A 15203-nucleotide genomic window follows, 5' to 3' on the forward strand; every position below is an offset into this window, starting at 1 on the left:
ATGAAGCAGGAGAAAACCCAGGTTGTCATCGTGGGCGGCGGCCCGAACGGGATCACGGCCGCTCATTACATGGGGCTGTACGGTATCGACTGCATCGTCCTTGAATTGGCTGACGGCGTCCTGCCGTATCCCCGCGCGGTGGGCATGGATGACGAGGCGCTGCGGGTGTTGCAGGGCATCGGCATCGCCGAACTGGCCGCGCGCGACATGATCTGCAACGTGCCCCTGCGTTACTACAATGCGCGAGGCGTCTGTTTTGCCGAGGTCAAGCCGAGCACGGCGAACTATGGCTGGCCGATGCGCAACATCTTCATGCAACAGTTGCTTGAAACGACATTGCGCGAGCAGTTGGGCAAGCACGCCAGTGTCGAGTTGCGCCAGGGCCATGAAATGCTCGACCTGGAGCAGGATGCCGAGGGTGTGACCTTGCAGGTGCGCGATGCCCGGGGCGAGCTCTATCAGTTGCAGGCGCAGTACGTGATCGGTGCCGATGGCGGACGCTCCAGCGTGCGCAAGAAACTCGGCATTGAACTGCTGGGGCTGACCCATCCGCGCAAATGGGTGGTGATCGATACGGCCAACGACACCCTCGACGCACCGTATACCGCCTTGCATGCCGACCCTCAGAGACCTTTCGTCTGCATCTACCTGCCGTATCAGCAACGGCGCTGGGAGTTCATGCTCCTGGAGGGCGAAGACGAAACCCGGATGTGCGAAGAGGCGACGATCCGGGACTTGATCCGTGGGCATATCGGCGATGCGGTCGACCAACTGGAAATCATCCGGATCCGCGCCTACACCCATAACTCCCGGGTCGCGGCGCGCTTTGTCCAGGGCCGTGTGGCATTGGTGGGGGATGCGGCGCATATTTCCCCGCCCTGGGCCGGGCAGGGGCTCAATTCGGGCTTGCGTGACGTCGTCAACGTCAGTTGGAAGCTCGCCGCGATTCTCCAAGGGCGGGCGTCGCCGGCGATCCTGGCCAGTTACGACCAGGAGCGCCGTGGGCATGCGACCGATCTCATTGCGTTGGCCGACAACATGGGCGCCATCCTGGGGCTGACCAACCCGTTGATGGCGGGTGTACGTGACTGGTTGTTCCAGGCCGTCAACAGCGTCGACAACCTGCGTTCGCACTTGCTGGAATTCAAGTTCAAGCCCAAGGCGACCATCACCAAAGGCCTGGTGTATCACGAGCGCGCCGAGCTGCATGAGGATGATCTGGTCGGGCAGTTGTTCATCCAACCGTCCATCGAAGATGCCCAGGGCCAGCGCCGACGCCTGGACGAGGTGCTGGGGCATTCCTATGCGGTGCTGGGGTATCGGGTCAACCCGAGCGAACAGCTCAGCGAAGAAACCGCCGCCTGGTGGGCGCGCTGGGAGACGCGCTTCATCCAGATCAATCGGTCGCGCAGCGGCGTGGGGCGCAACCAACCCTTGTCTGCCAGCGGGGCCATTTGCGTCGAGGATGTCGATAACCGCCTCGGCGAATGGTTTGCCAAGGTGCGTGATTGTGTCGTGGTGGTGCGGCCGGATCGGTTCGTTGCCGCGATCACCACGCCCGAGCGGCTCGAGGGCGTGTTGCGCAAACTGGCGGAGCAACTCTCATGAGCCGCGAAGATCATCTGTTGGTCCGGCTTCACGATGCCGCGCAGGCCGTGCACGCCTTGCCTTCGTTGGAGCCACAGGTCGTCGACCTGCCGATGGGCTACACCTTGCAGCGCGAGGCACTGCGCCGGCGCCAGGCCGGGGGTGAGCGGTTGACCGGATGGAAAGTGGCCTTCGCCGGCCGCGCCGCCCAGGACCGTTTCGGTATTGATGAGCCGGTATTGGGCGCACTGACCGATGCCATGGTGGTGGAGCCCGGCCGCGAGGTGTCGCTTGCGCGGCTGATCCAGCCGAAGTTGGAAATCGAGCTGGCGTTTGTCCTGGGGCGTACGCTGGTGCCCGGTTTCTACAGCGACGAGGACATCCTCGCCGCCGTGTCCGAGATCGCGCCGGCATTCGAAATTGCCGATTGTCGCTGGCAGGGCTGGCGTTTCGGCGTCGGCGCGTTTCTTGCCGACAATGCCGCCGCGGGGCTGTATTGCCTGGGGGCGCGGGTACGTTTTCAGGCCGATCAGTTGCCTCAAGTGAGCTATCGGCTGGAGTGCGACGGGGGGGCGTGCGGCGAAGGGAATGTCCTGGCGCGCGAGGACACGCCGGTGGCCAACCTGTGCTGGTTGGTCCGGCGCTTGCTGGCCGACGGGCAGTGCGTTGAAGCGGGGCAGGTGGTGCTTTCCGGCGCTTTGTTGGCACCTTTGGAGATCAAGGCCGCCGAGTATCGGTTGTACATGCTTGGCATGGAACTGGCTTTGGTTTTCCGGTAGGAGCTGCCGAAGGCTGCGATCTTTTGATCTTTTGATCTTTTGATCTTTTTTTCTTTCGCTTGGGATTCAAGTGTCTGGGGGAAGATCGCAGCCTCGTTGCACTCGACAGCTCCTACACAGCTCCTACACAGCTCCTACACAGCTCCTACACAGCTCCTACACAGCTCCTACACAGCTCCTACACAGCTCCTACACAGTTTCTACGCAGCGTTACGTAGCATCGGGGTTAAGTGCAGCGCCACCGAGGACCAATGATCATGTTCGCCGAAGTCCGTACCTTCAATGATCCTCAGCAACACGCCGGTTCGATCCTGGGCTGGCAACAAGTCTATGACCAGCTCGGGCGTGGATGCTTGTCCAGCGAGCTGCGCCAGGTATGCGCTGAACGTTTCCAGATCTTCCAGGAGGTGCTGGATAAACGCGTGGTGCAGCACGGTTGCGCGCCAAAAGGGCGCTTGTGCATCGCCATGTCGCTGGGCGGTGCGCCGGTGGTCCAGGGGCACCAGGTGGGCGCCCACAGCGTCGTGTTGTTGCGCGATGGCGAAGACTTCGTCTTGCACGCCCCGGAGGGCATGCATTTCTTCGCGGCCAATGTCGACACGGTGCGGTTCGCCAAGCTGGCGGCCTACGAACTGTCGAGCGAACAGCTCAAGCGTTTGAAAAGCGTGTCCCAGGTCAGCGTGGATGAAGTGGTACTGCGCCGCGTGCAACAACGCATCCACCCACTGTTTCGTCGCCTTTTGGAACAGGCGGACGCCGTCAATCCCGCTTCGGAAAAAATCCTCGAAGACGTTCTGCTCAATGCCTTTCTCGACCTGTTCAGCCACGCCTCGGACGAGGTGCGTGGCCGACGCGGCAACTTTGCCGTCAGTGCCTATCTGGTCAAGCGTTGCCAGGAGCTGGTCGTCGCCAGTGCCGATGTGCCCTTGAGCATTCTCGACTTGTGCGAGCAATTGCGAGTCAGCCGCAGGACCCTGCAGAACAGTTTCCAGGCGGTGACCGGGATGCGTCCGGTGGAGTACCTGCGCAACCTGCGGCTCAATGCGGTGCGCCGCCGTTTGATCGCGACCCGTGCGGCGGAGCAGAACGTCAGTGAGATCGCCGTGGAGATGGGGTTTTTTCACCTGAGCCATTTTGCGTTCCATTATCGGGCGCTGTTTGGCGAGTCACCTTCGGATACGCCCAGGGCGCCGGCGTGATGAGACGCCGTTTGCGGTGTTACCGAAGCACCATCGCGCACCTGTAAAGGGCAGCCACTGAGCTGTTTGGTAGCACGCGGCTGCAGCCTCGCCTGTGGCAGGGCTCGCGGCAGCCAGTCACTTTTCCTCGGTAAATTCCTTCAAATCAAATGCTTGCACGATTGCGTGAGAAGTTGGCACGTATTCTGCCTTTTTGAATCCATGGATAATTGGATACAAAAATGCAGAAGGTGCTTCCATGCAATTTGTTCCGACGTACGCTGAACGCCTGCCCATGACCGCCGAGGAGGAGGCCTACAACTTCCTGCTCGATGCCATTTGTGGCGGTCGGTTACGCAAGGGTGACCGGTTGATTGCCGAGGACATTGCCAACGAGATCGGCATGAGCCGGATGCCGGTGCGCGAGGCCTTCCGCCGTCTGGATGCCCAGGGCCTGGTGACACTGCGGCCCAATCGCGGGGCGGTTGTCAGCGGCTTGGACATTGATGAGCTGCACGAAGTCTTCGAAATGCGCAGCGCCCTGGAAGGCCTGGCGGTCCGTGTCGCGACAGCACGCATTGGCGAGCGCCAGTTGGCCGCCTTGGAGCGCTTGCTGGACGAGATGGACGACTACCGCGAGGAAAGCGCCGAGTGGGTCAGCCGCCATCGCGCCTTCCATGAATACCTGTGCAGCCTCAGCGGTCGCCCGCGATTGCTCAAGCAGATCAGCGCGCTTTATTCCCTGATCGAAGCGCCCATGCGCCTATGGCTGCAGCATGTGGAAAAGCCCCTGAGTGCGCGTCAGGAGCACATGTTGATCCTCGATGCCCTGCGTGCGGGTGATGCCGATAAGGCCGAGGCGGTGGTGCGTGGGCACATCGAAGGCACCGTTCCTGAATTGATCGAGTTCCTGCAATCGAAAAAATAACGAGAGCAGGCCCCGAGCCTGCCCGTGTTCTGACTTTGAGTACTGCCCGTTACCTACTGAACTGGAGTGTCTGGTCATGCATAAGCCTCGCCTGTTGGTTGCCGCTTTATCCTTGGGTTTCTGTGCGCAGTGGGCGGTTGCCGCGCCTGTTGTCCCGGAGCGTTTGCTCAAGGTCGACAAACTCGTCTACTGCTCAGGCATGGATTCGCCGCCGCTGGTGTCTTTTGATGAGGCGCAGAAACCCAAGGGATTGACCGTGGACCTGGGGCTGGAAATCGCCAAGCGCCTGGGTGACAAGAAGGTGGAGTGGCGGGTCATTCCCTTTTCCGGATTGCTTCCCGCGTTGCTGGCCCGCCAGTGCGACATGATCGTCGATCAGTTGTTCGACAAGCCCGAGCGCCGCGAGGTGATCGACATCGTCAACTACATGTATTCCAGCCAGGCGGTGGTGGTGCCCAAGGGCAATCCGAAGGGCCTCAAGACACTGCCGGATCTCTCCGGGCACAAGGTCGCGGTGCTCAACGGTTCCACCATCAAGACCCTGCTCGACGCCGAGAACGAAACCCTGGCCAAGGCCGGCAAGCCGGCGATGAAGCTGGTGGTCTACAACACCGATACCGATGCCTTCCAGGCCCTGCGCATCAGCCAGGTCGACGCCTACGGCACCACCGTGGAAACCGCCGGTTACTACGCGGCCATGGCGCCCGACCTGTTCGAGGAAGGGGTGCCGGCCTTCAGCCGGATTCTCACCGGCCTGGGCATTCGCAAGGACGATCCGCAACTGACCGCCGCCGTGCAGCAGGTGATCGGCGATATGCGCAGCGACGGCAGCTACAGCCAACTGCTTGGCAAATGGCATGTTGCCAGTGACACACTTGATTGAGGTGAACCATCGATGAATTTCAATTGGGATGTGTTCTGGCAGTACCTGCTGCAGCCCAGTGGGGTGTACCTCACCGGGCTCTGGCTGACCTGCCTGATCAGTGTGCTGGCGATGCTGCTGGGCTGTGCCCTGGGGCTGGCCGCCGCGCTGCTGCGGTTGTCGAGCAACCCCTTGCTGCATTTGCCGGTGCGCTTTTACGTGTGGCTGATGCGCGGCACGCCGTTGCTGGTGCAGATCGTCTTTCTCTACACCGCGCTGGCCGCCGGCGGGATTTTCCGCTTCGAAGACATCGACCTGTTCGGCCTGGTGATCCCCGGCAATATCCAGGCGGCGATCATTGCCCTGGGCCTCAACGAGGGGGCCTACATGGCCGAGATCATCCGCGCCGGCATCGGCGCTGTGGACAAGGGCCAATACGAGGCCGGGCGCTCCCTGGGCATGACCTTCGCCAAATTGATGCGCCGCATTGTCCTGCCCCAGGCGTTCCGGGTCATCGTTCCGCCGCTGGGCAACGAGTTCAACGTGATGCTCAAGAACACCACGCTGGTCAGCGTGATCGGCGTCCAGGAACTGTTGCTCAGTACCCAGATGGTCACGTCGGCGACGTTCCGGGTGTTCGAGCTGTACCTGGTGGTGGCGATCTATTTCCTGTTGCTGACCACGTTGTGGGGCTTTTTCCAGCGCTGGCTGGAGACCCGTTTCGGCCAATCGGATCGGCCTTCGTCGCCACCGCCGGCGTCGACGCGGATGTTCGGTCGCAGCACCTTGAATCTGCTGAGGGCACGTTAACCATGGCGCATAAAAGCGAAGAGCTGATCATCGAGGCGCTAGACGTTCACAAGTCCTTCGGCGAGCTGCAGATTCTCAAGGGCATTTCCCTGCAAGTGCGGCGTGGCGAAGTGGTGGTGCTGATCGGTGCGTCGGGCTCCGGCAAGACCACTTTCATTCGTTGCATCAATCTGTTGGAAGACATCCAGGGCGGACGCATCCGCGTCAATGGCCGGGCCATGGGGTATCGCGAGCGCGCCGACGGCAGCCTGGTGCGTGAGTCGGAGCGCAACATCGCCCGGCAGCGGCGGGACATCGGCATGGTGTTCCAACGCTTCAACCTGTTCCCCCACATGACCGCCCTGGAGAACATCATTGAGGCGCCCATCCAGGTGCTCGGTGTGCCGCGCGCCGCGGCGTTGGAACAGGCCCGCGGGTTGCTGGAGCGGGTCGGCCTGGCGGACAAGGCCGATCACTACCCCTCGATGCTCTCCGGCGGCCAGCAACAGCGGGTGGCGATTGCCCGGGCCCTGGCCATGAAACCCCAGGCCATGCTGTTCGACGAGCCCACCAGCGCCCTCGACCCGGAGACCGTCGGCGAGGTGCTGCAAGTGATGAAGGAGTTGGCCGAGGAAGGGATGACCATGGTCGTGGTGACCCACGAGATGGGCTTCGCCCGGGAAGTGGCCGACCGTGTGGTGGTCCTGGACCAGGGCGAGCTTATCGAGCAAGGGCCGCCGGAGCAGATCTTCTGTCACCCCATTCACCCGCGGACCCGGGCTTTCCTCAGCCGGGTGCTATGACCGCTGCAAGGTTGTCTACCCCCTGAGTCCGATCAATCAATTCCCGTATTGAAGAGCTTTCGCCATGCTGACATTTTCTGCCCACGAATACCCTTATCCATCCCAACGCCAGAGCGTTTTCGCCCGTCGGGGCATGGTCGCCGCGTCCCAGCCCCTGGCGGCCCAGGCGGGCATCGAGATCATGCAAAAAGGCGGCAATGCCATCGACGCCGCCATCGCCACGGCAGCGGCGCTGACGGTGGTGGAGCCCACTGGCTGCGGCATCGGCGGTGATGCCTTCGCCCTGGTCTGGTGCAAGGGCCAGCTACACGGCCTCAACGGCAACGGGCATGCGCCGGCGGCCTTGAGCATCGAAGCGGTCAAGGCCGCCGGTCATGAGCAGATGCCGATCTACGGCTGGACACCGGTGACTGTCCCGGGCTGCCCATCGGCTTGGGCGCAGTTGTCGCAGCGCTTTGGCAAGCTGCCCTTTGTCGAGCTGCTGCAACCGGCCATCAGCCTGGCCCGGGACGGCTTTGCGCTGTCGCCGGTGGTTGCCCATCAATGGCAGATCGCGCTGAACGAGCTCACGCCCCATCGCGATGCCGTCATGGAAGCCTGGTTCGAGACTTTCCTGATCGAAGGCCGGGCGCCTCGGGCCGGGGAGATTTTTCGCAACCCGGCCCAGGCGCGCACGCTCCAGGAATTGGCCGACACCGGCTGCGAAAGCCTCTATCGTGGTGCGTTGGCCGAGCGCCTGGATGCCCACTCCCGGGCCAGCGGCGGCTACCTGCGCGCCTCGGACCTCAGGGATTATCGCGCCCAGTGGGTCGACCCGATCCACGTCAATTACCGAGGCGTGGATGTCTGGGAAATCCCGCCGAGCGGGCAGGGCCTGGTGGCCTTGATGGCGCTGAAGATTCTGGAAGGTTTCGACTTCGATCAGCGTGACAGCCAACAGACCTGGCATCGTCAACTGGAAGCGATGAAGTTGGCCTACAGCGACGGCCTGCACTACATCACCGACCCCCTGCACATGCGCGTGGCGGTGGCTGACCTGCTCAGCGATGACTACAGCGCCCGTCGGCGCGGGCAGATCGGCGAACAGGCCCAACCGCCCAAGCCCGGCGACCCCCACGCCAGCGGCACGGTGTACCTGGCCACCGCGGATGAGGAGGGCAACATGGTCTCGTTCATCCAGAGCAACTACCACGGGTTCGGCTCCGGTGTGGTGCTGCCCGACAGCGGAATCGCCCTGCAGAATCGCGGGCAGGAGTTCAGCCTCGATCCGAGCCACGCCAACTGCCTGGCCCCGGGCAAGAAAACTTTCCACACCATCATTCCCGGGTTCCTTACCCGTAATGGCGAGGCCCTCGGCCCCTTCGGCGTGATGGGCGGCTACATGCAGCCCCAGGGGCATGTGCAGATGGTTATGAACCTGGTGGATTTCGGCCTCAACCCGCAAGCGGCCTTGGACGCACCGCGTTGGCAATGGCTGGGAGACATGAAGGTCGGGATCGAACAGGGGGCTTCACGGGACCTGGCCAATGCCCTGGCGCGACGGGGGCATGAGGTACAGATCGCCAGCGACCTGACCGACTATGGGCGTGGCCAGATCATCCTGCGCGACCCGGTCAGTGGTGTGCTGTGCGGCGGGACCGAACCCCGGGCGGATTCGCATATTGCCGTTTGGTAAGGGCCGTCAATGACGATCAGTCGGTACGGGCGTCTGCCAGTGCCTGCCTGATCGCCTGTGCCAGGTCCAGCAGTACCGCGGCATAACGTTCTTGCACTTGCTGCGCTGTCTCAACGGTCGCCAGGCTGATGTTCAGCGCATGGGTTCGATAGGCCGGGTGCCCGAGCGGGGTGGCGATCGCCATGACCTCCGGCTGCCATGAGGCCACGCAGTACCCGGTCGCCCAGACGTGCCTCAGCGCATCGTCGATGTCCTGAATCAGTTGGCTGGCGCGGGACTCGCATCGGCGTGACCTGAACAGCTCCAGCAATGGCCTGCGTTGTCCTTCTTCAAGCCCCGACAAGTAAGCCCGGCCCAGGGACGTCACGTCCATGGGCAGGCGCTGGCCGGCGAGTACATTGCGCGGCGACTTGCGCTTGCCGAAGCGAATCGATTCCAAGTAGATCATTTCGTCGCCATCGGCGGCGGCGAGGCTGACGTTGACCTGATGTTCGCGAGCCACTTGCAGCATCAGCGGCGTGGCGATCTGCAACAGCGTGCTGGCGTGGTACATCGAATGCGCCAGCCCAAGCAGGGAAGGCGCCAATCGGTAAGTGCCCGCGGTCGGGTCGTAATCCAGGAAGCCCGCGTGGACGAGGGTTTGGCTCAACCGGCTCACGGTGGATTTCGACAAGCCCGCCATCTCGCTCAGGTCGCCATTGGTAAGCGATTCGGTGCCCGGCCGGAATGCCCTGAGCAAATCGAGGCCGCGCTCAAGGGATCGGTTGAGCGGCGCCTTGCCTTGTCCTGGCACGTTTGCCGAAGCAAGGCCGGTATCACCCTGTTCCAACAGGTGGAACGGTCGCGTTGTCATCAGGTTCGCTCTCCCTCAGATTGAATCCAAGCTTGGCTCATCGCCTGGCGGTCAATCAACTGAATAATAAGAGAGGCACCGTATGACGATCCCTCAGCAATTGTCTGGCCCGATCGATTTGTCTGTCGTGGATGGCATCGCGACCCTGACCCTCAATCGACCTGAAGCGCGTAACGCAATCAGCGATGAAATGCGTGCATTGCTGATCGAACACCTGGAGCGGATTGCCTCGGACAACGCAATCAAGGCGCTGGTCGTGACCGGCACCGGCAAAGGCTTCTGCGCCGGTGGCGACATCAAGGGCATGCAGGCACGCATGAGCGCTCCCGCCGGCTCCGTGGCGTTCAATGGCTGGAAGCGCCAGCAACGGGTGCATCATGCCGTGTCGCTGCTGCACAACCTGCCCAAGCCGACCATCGCCGCGGTGAATGGCGCCGCGACGGGCCTGGGTTGCGACATGGCGTTGAGCTGCGATTTCATCATCGCCTCCGAGCACGCCAACTTCGCGATGAGCTATATCGCGCGGGGCCTGATTCCCGATGGTGGCGGCCTGTATTTCCTGCCCCGTCGTGTCGGCCTGTCCAAGGCCAAGGAACTGATCTTCAGCGGACGCACAGTCGCGCCGGTGGAAGCCCTTCGGATCGGCATGATCGATCGCGTCGTCGAGCACGATCATCTGCTCTCGTCGGCCCACGATTGGGCGTTGCAACTCGCGGGTGGATCCGCCACCGCCCTGGCGTTGAGCAAGTCGATCCTGAACAACACCTTCGAGCTCACCCAGAGCCAGATCTTCGCCATGGGTAGCCAGGCCCAGGGCATCTGCTACACCTCCAGCGAGCATCAGGAATCGGTTGCCGCCTTTCTTGCACGCAAGGCCGAGCGGAGCTGAACCATGAACAAGATCGCTCGCCTTCTCAGTCCCGCCAGCGTCGCCGTCATCGGCGCCTCGGGCGACGCCCGCAAAACCTCGGGTCGACCCATTGCGTTCCTGCGCAAGCACGGTTTCCAGGGGCGCTTGTATCCGGTCAATCCACGTTACGACGACATCGACGGCCTGCGTTGCTATCCCAGCGTCGCCGAGTTGCCGGAAGTGCCGGACGTGGCGATCATTCTGCTGGGGGCGGCGCGTGCCAACCAGGCCGTCGCGCAACTGGCGGCCCTCGGTTGCCCTGCGGCGATCGTATTGGCCGGAGGCTACGGTGAAACCGGTTCTGAAGGCGCCGCGCGCCAGGAAGAACTGAAAGCGGTTCGTGGATCAATGCGGATCCTGGGCCCCAACACCATCGGCCTTGTCAACTTGACCGAACGGATCACGCTGTCGGCCAGTGGTGCGCTGGACATGGACGAGCTGCTGGCCGGCCGGGTTGCCGTCGTGTCGCAAAGTGGCGGTATTCTTGGCGCGCTGCTGTCCCGCGGCGTTGCTGCCGGCATCGGTTTTTCCAAGCTGATTTCTACCAGCAACGAGGTCGACCTGGACGTGGCCGACTTCGTCGATTACCTGGCCGACGACCCCGCGACCTCGGTCATTGCCCTGTACCTGGAGGGCTTGCGCGACAGTGAAAAATTCTCCCGTGCGGTGCGCAAGGCTCGGGGTGCCGGCAAGCCTGTCGTGGTTTACAAAGTCGGGCGCTCACAGGCAGGGGCCCATGCTGCGGCCTCTCACACGGGGGCCATGGCGGGCTCCGATGCGCTGTACGGCGCCTACTTCCGCCAGCTTGGGGTGATTCGCGCCGAGACATTCGCCGACCTCCTGGATATTCCCTTTGCCTTGGCCAGTGGCAGGGTCATGCGCGGTCAACGGGTCGCGATTCTGACCTCCACCGGCGGTGCGGGCACTTTGATCGCCGACAGCCTTGGCGTCAGCGGCTTCGAAACGCCCACGCCGGGCGTGCAGACCGCGGCGAAACTGCGTGACCTGGATGTGGGCGACCAGGCGGTACTGGACCGTAACCCGATCGACTTGACCTTGGCGGGGCTGCAACCGGAGTTGATGCGGGCGGCCATTGGCATCCTGTTGGACAGTCCGGATTTCGATGCGGTGATCAGCGTCGTGGGCTCTTCCGGTGTTGCCCAGCCACACCTGATGGCCGATGCCATCCGCGACAGCCTGGCCAACTCCGATAAACCGGTGCTGGCCTACATCAGCCCCCATGCCCCGGCAGCCGCCCGGCGCATCAATGGCTCCGGGGGCGTGGCGTTCAGTTCGCCGGAAAGTTGTGCCAGCGCACTGAAGGCGTTGGCAGCACAGGTCACCTTTTGCGAGCAATCCCATGAGCCTGGCACTGCGCAGGCCCGGCCTGAGGTTGTCCATGACCTGCCAAGTGGCCCGCTCGATGAAGAACGCAGCAAGCGCTTGTACGCCAGTTTCGGCATCCCGGTGACGCGGGAACGGGTGGTTCGCGATGGGTATCAAGCCGCTCAGGCTGCTCAGGAGCTGGGCGGTCATGTTGCCCTCAAGGTCCTTTCCGAGCAGATCCCCCACAAGAGTGAAGTGGGCGGCGTGGCCTTGCATTTGGACGCCGGAAATATCAGCGCGCGGCTGGATCGCATGCGTGACGAGGTCAGCAGCCATGTGGGTTTCGAACCGCCCACCTTTCTCGTCCAGGAAATGGTGACGGGAGGGCAGGAGCTCATTCTTGGCTTCCACCGGGACCCGCAACTGGGCCCGGCGCTCCTGCTTGGAATGGGCGGGGTTACAGCGGAATTGTTCCAGGACACCACCTTGCATTTGCTTCCGGTAAACCTTGAACAAGCCCGGCAGATGCTGCGCGCATTGCGCACCTACCCGTTGCTGGACGGCTATCGCGGGATGCCCAAGGCCGACCTCGACGCCGCCGCCCATTGCATCGTCGCGTTCTCGGACATGGCCATGCAGTTGGGTGAACGCTTGGTTGAGGCCGAGATCAATCCGCTGCTGGTACGTCCTGCCGGAAGCGGGGTCATGGCCTTGGACGGCTTGACGATCATGGCCTGACGGGAGCCGTTCCACTCTGTGGAACAGCTGCCTTTACCCTGGAATTCACGCTCGCATAATCAAAGAACGCTCATTTCAGACTCATAAAAACAAGTAGGTCTCTATGAACAGCCCCCATATTGCTATCCAGTCGCGCGGTTCCCCGAGCAGCGCCACGGTGACCGCTCCGACGGTGGTTTCCTTCCGTGACGTGTCCAAGTCATTCACGGTGAAAGGCGTCGCCAAGCAGGCGTCCCACAGCATCAACGTCGACATCCAGCAAGGCCAGTTGGTGACGATCATCGGCCCCTCCGGCTGTGGCAAGTCGACCTTGCTCAACATGGTCGCTGGTCTGTTTTGTCCCACCACCGGCGAGGTGCTGTACCGCGGCGAGGCCGTGCAAGGCATCAACGGCCGCACCGGCTACATGACCCAGAGCGATCATCTCCTGCCGTGGCGGGACGTGGCCGGCAACATTGCTGTGCCACTGGAAATCCAAGGCGTACCCAAGGCCAAGCGTGAAGCGCGGATCCGCGAGTTGTTGACCCTCGTCGGCCTCGATGGACATGAGAAGGCCTACCCCAGCCAGCTCTCCGGCGGCATGCGCAAGCGCGCCGCCCTTGCTCGCTTGTTGGCCTATGACCCGGAGACGCTGCTGATGGACGAGCCGTTTGCCGCGCTGGATGCGCAGCTGCGGATTCGCATGCAGACCGAGCTGTTCAAGCTCAGTCGCCAGCTCAAGAAAACCGTGTTGTTCGTCACCCATGACCTGGACGAAGCCGTGGCCCTGGGCGACCGCTGCCTGGTGTTCTCCGGCCGGCCAGGGACCATCGTCCGCGATGTACCCATCCCCTTGGGTGACGACCGCAACATCATCCAGCTGCGCAAGAATCCGCGTTACCACCAACTGTGTGGCGACCTCTGGGAAATCATCACGCCGGATCACGATGCCTGAAGGCCCAGCCCTGGAGAACCCTGCACATGAATATCTTTCTTGGTCGTCTCGCTATCTTCGCTGGGATCTTCTTGTCCTGGCAGTTCGCCTCCGGTCCGTTGGTGGACCCGTTTTTCGTCAGCTCGCCGTTGGAAATCGGCCGACGCTTCATTGATCTGGTCGCCAGCGGTCGGCTGTTCGCCCACGGTTGGATCACTGTCGTGGAAACCTTGGTGGGCTTTTTCTTCGGTGCCCTGGCAGGCATCACCGTGGGCTTGATCCTGGGACGCAATGCGCTGCTCGCCAAGCTGCTGGACCCCATCCTGACCTCCATCTACAGCCTGCCGAAAGTCGCCCTCGCACCGCTGTTCATCATGTGGTTCGGAATCGGCATCGAGATGAAAATCATCCTGACCGCCACCATCGTGTTCTTTCTGGTGTTCCTCAACACCTACAGCGGCGTCCGTGCCGTGGAACGTGAACAATTGGAAATCCTGCGTCTGATGGGCGCCAAAGAGCACCACCTGATCACCAAGGTCGTACTGCCGTCGGCCATCCAGTGGGTGTTCACCGGTCTCAAGCTGTCGGTGCCCTATGCCCTGATCGGCGCCATCGTCGGTGAAATCATGGCCGCGAACCGCGGACTGGGCTACCTGCTGCAGGACGCGGCAGGGCAGTTGGACACCGCCGGGGTATTCGCCGCGCTGATCGCCATCATCGCCTTGGCGTTGCTGCTCCAGGCCGCCGTTCGCGCGTTGGAGACGTACCTGATGCCGTGGAAGAAGGAACAGGACGAGCGGGAAATATCGGTCTGAACAACGCCATCACAACAACAAAAACAGAGGGTCGCATCATGTCTATCAAAGGTTGGATATCTGCTTTGGGACTCAGCGTTGTACTCGGTGCTGTCGCGTTCCAGACGCAAGCTGCCGAGCGTGTAAAAGTCGCCTTGGGGACGGAAGGTTTCGTGCACATGCCGCTGTTCGTCGCACTCGACGGCGGCCTGTTCGAAAAACACGGCCTGGATGTCGAGTTGGTCAAGTTCAAGGGTGGTGGCGCGGCGACTTCGGGCCTTGCCAGCCGTTCGGTCGAGTTCTGCTCATGCGCCATCCAGAATGCGATCAACGCCAAAATCAAGGGGGCCGACATTACGCTCTTGGGGCGCATGGTCGGCCAGTACGCCAGTAACGTCGTCATTCGCCAGGACGTGGCCGATCGGCTCGGCCTGGATGCCAACTCCACCGTCGAGCAACGCCTGGCCGCGTTCAAAGGCCTGCGCCTGGCGGTCAGCGGGGCCGGTGGCAGCGCTGATTTCCTGGTGCGCTTCCTCGGCCAGGAGGCTCACCTGCAGTCGGAAAAAGACTTCACTCTGCTTTACCTCAATAACGGTGCCGCAATGCTGGCGGCGTTCGCCCAAGGCAAGATCGATGGCTTCGCCTTGTCATCGCCGGCGTCGGACAGTGCGGTCATCGAGCAAAAAGGCTTCACCTTGCTGGACATGTCCGAAGGCATGGTCGCCGAGCTGGATGGGTATCCTTCGATCGCCCTCAGTGCTCGCCGGCAATGGGCCGAGGACAATCCGGCCATCGTAAAGGCTTTCCTCGCTGCCCTGGGCGATGCGACGAAGCTCATCAACGAACAGCCGCAGCAAGCCATGAAGGCGGTGCGCAGTCGTTTCGACGGTGTGAATGACAAGGTCTATGCCGCCGCCTGGGAAAGCAATCGCAAGTCGTTCCCGCGCACCCCGTACCTGACGGATGCCGACGTGGAGCGTGCGATCAAGTTCCTGGGCGCGATCCAGAACGAAAAGATCCCGGGCAAGGCCCAGGACTACCTGACCCAGTTGCGCTGAAGCGCGCTTG

At 62.4% G+C, this 15203-nt stretch carries 15 protein-coding genes; 13 read left to right on the plus strand and 2 right to left on the minus strand.

The window, feature by feature from the left end:
* The 3 genes from BLP82_RS03985 (at position 1) to BLP82_RS03995 (ending at position 3565) form a co-directional block, all read left to right on the plus strand.
* Positions 1 to 1608, plus strand: a complete 1608-nt coding sequence (locus BLP82_RS03985) for a bifunctional 3-(3-hydroxy-phenyl)propionate/3-hydroxycinnamic acid hydroxylase (protein WP_092165511.1) — start codon at positions 1 to 3, stop codon at positions 1606 to 1608.
* Positions 1605 to 2366, plus strand: a complete 762-nt coding sequence (locus BLP82_RS03990; RefSeq protein ID WP_092165513.1) for a 2-keto-4-pentenoate hydratase — start codon at positions 1605 to 1607, stop codon at positions 2364 to 2366. Before BLP82_RS03985 ends, BLP82_RS03990 begins: the two co-directional genes overlap by 4 nt.
* Positions 2367 to 2623: 257 nt before the next feature.
* The gene (locus BLP82_RS03995; RefSeq protein ID WP_092165647.1) at positions 2624 to 3565 is read left to right on the plus strand and encodes a helix-turn-helix domain-containing protein; all 942 of its coding nucleotides are present in this window, start codon (positions 2624 to 2626) and stop codon (positions 3563 to 3565) included.
* Positions 3566 to 3682: 117 nt separating this feature from the next.
* On the opposite strand, the gene BLP82_RS31525 is transcribed toward BLP82_RS03995, so the two are convergent.
* Positions 3683 to 3805 carry a hypothetical protein gene (locus tag BLP82_RS31525; protein ID WP_256576538.1) on the minus strand — a complete coding sequence of 41 codons (123 nt, stop codon included), beginning with the start codon at positions 3803 to 3805 and terminating at the stop codon, positions 3683 to 3685.
* Between BLP82_RS31525 and BLP82_RS04000 the strand changes: the two genes are divergently transcribed.
* From BLP82_RS04000 to BLP82_RS04020, 5 genes are all read left to right on the plus strand, one after another.
* Positions 3804 to 4472, plus strand: coding sequence for a GntR family transcriptional regulator (locus BLP82_RS04000; RefSeq protein WP_092165515.1), 669 nt, complete (start codon positions 3804 to 3806; stop codon positions 4470 to 4472). The genes BLP82_RS31525 and BLP82_RS04000 overlap by 2 nt on opposite strands.
* A 76-nt stretch (positions 4473 to 4548) precedes the next feature.
* Entirely contained in the window at positions 4549 to 5355 is an 807-nt protein-coding gene (locus BLP82_RS04005; protein WP_092165517.1) for an ABC transporter substrate-binding protein, read from the plus strand.
* A gap of 12 nt (positions 5356 to 5367) precedes the next feature.
* Entirely contained in the window at positions 5368 to 6144 is a 777-nt protein-coding gene (locus tag BLP82_RS04010; RefSeq protein WP_060742708.1) for an amino acid ABC transporter permease, read from the plus strand.
* Between the two features lie 2 nt (positions 6145 to 6146).
* A complete protein-coding gene (locus BLP82_RS04015) occupies positions 6147 to 6926 on the plus strand; it encodes an amino acid ABC transporter ATP-binding protein (protein ID WP_024616526.1) in 780 nt (259 codons plus the stop codon).
* Positions 6927 to 6990: 64 nt separating this feature from the next.
* Positions 6991 to 8601, plus strand: a complete 1611-nt coding sequence (locus BLP82_RS04020) for a gamma-glutamyltransferase family protein (protein WP_092165519.1) — start codon at positions 6991 to 6993, stop codon at positions 8599 to 8601.
* 16 nt (positions 8602 to 8617) lie between these two features.
* Here BLP82_RS04020 and BLP82_RS04025 read toward each other — a convergent pair whose 3' ends face one another.
* Positions 8618 to 9454 carry an IclR family transcriptional regulator gene (locus BLP82_RS04025; protein ID WP_092165521.1) on the minus strand — a complete coding sequence of 279 codons (837 nt, stop codon included), beginning with the start codon at positions 9452 to 9454 and terminating at the stop codon, positions 8618 to 8620.
* 82 nt (positions 9455 to 9536) lie between these two features.
* Here BLP82_RS04025 and BLP82_RS04030 point away from each other — a divergent pair, with 82 nt between their 5' ends.
* From BLP82_RS04030 to BLP82_RS04050, 5 genes are all read left to right on the plus strand, one after another.
* Complete coding sequence (locus BLP82_RS04030) at positions 9537 to 10343, plus strand: enoyl-CoA hydratase/isomerase family protein (RefSeq protein WP_092165523.1); 807 nt, start codon at positions 9537 to 9539, stop codon at positions 10341 to 10343.
* 3 nt (positions 10344 to 10346) lie between these two features.
* Positions 10347 to 12428 carry an acetate--CoA ligase family protein gene (locus tag BLP82_RS04035; protein WP_092165524.1) on the plus strand — a complete coding sequence of 694 codons (2082 nt, stop codon included), beginning with the start codon at positions 10347 to 10349 and terminating at the stop codon, positions 12426 to 12428.
* 103 nt (positions 12429 to 12531) lie between these two features.
* On the plus strand, positions 12532 to 13362 hold the full coding sequence (locus BLP82_RS04040) for an ABC transporter ATP-binding protein (protein WP_092165525.1): 831 nt from the start codon (positions 12532 to 12534) through the stop codon (positions 13360 to 13362).
* 26 nt (positions 13363 to 13388) lie between these two features.
* Complete coding sequence (locus BLP82_RS04045; protein WP_092165526.1) at positions 13389 to 14156, plus strand: ABC transporter permease; 768 nt, start codon at positions 13389 to 13391, stop codon at positions 14154 to 14156.
* Between the two features lie 38 nt (positions 14157 to 14194).
* Entirely contained in the window at positions 14195 to 15193 is a 999-nt protein-coding gene (locus BLP82_RS04050) for an ABC transporter substrate-binding protein (RefSeq protein WP_092165527.1), read from the plus strand.
* Positions 15194 to 15203 lie beyond the last annotated feature (10 nt).

It is taken from the genome of Pseudomonas sp. NFACC37-1 (assembly GCF_900101575.1).
In the GTDB taxonomy this organism is placed as follows: Bacteria; Pseudomonadota; Gammaproteobacteria; order Pseudomonadales; family Pseudomonadaceae; genus Aquipseudomonas; species Aquipseudomonas fluorescens_AA.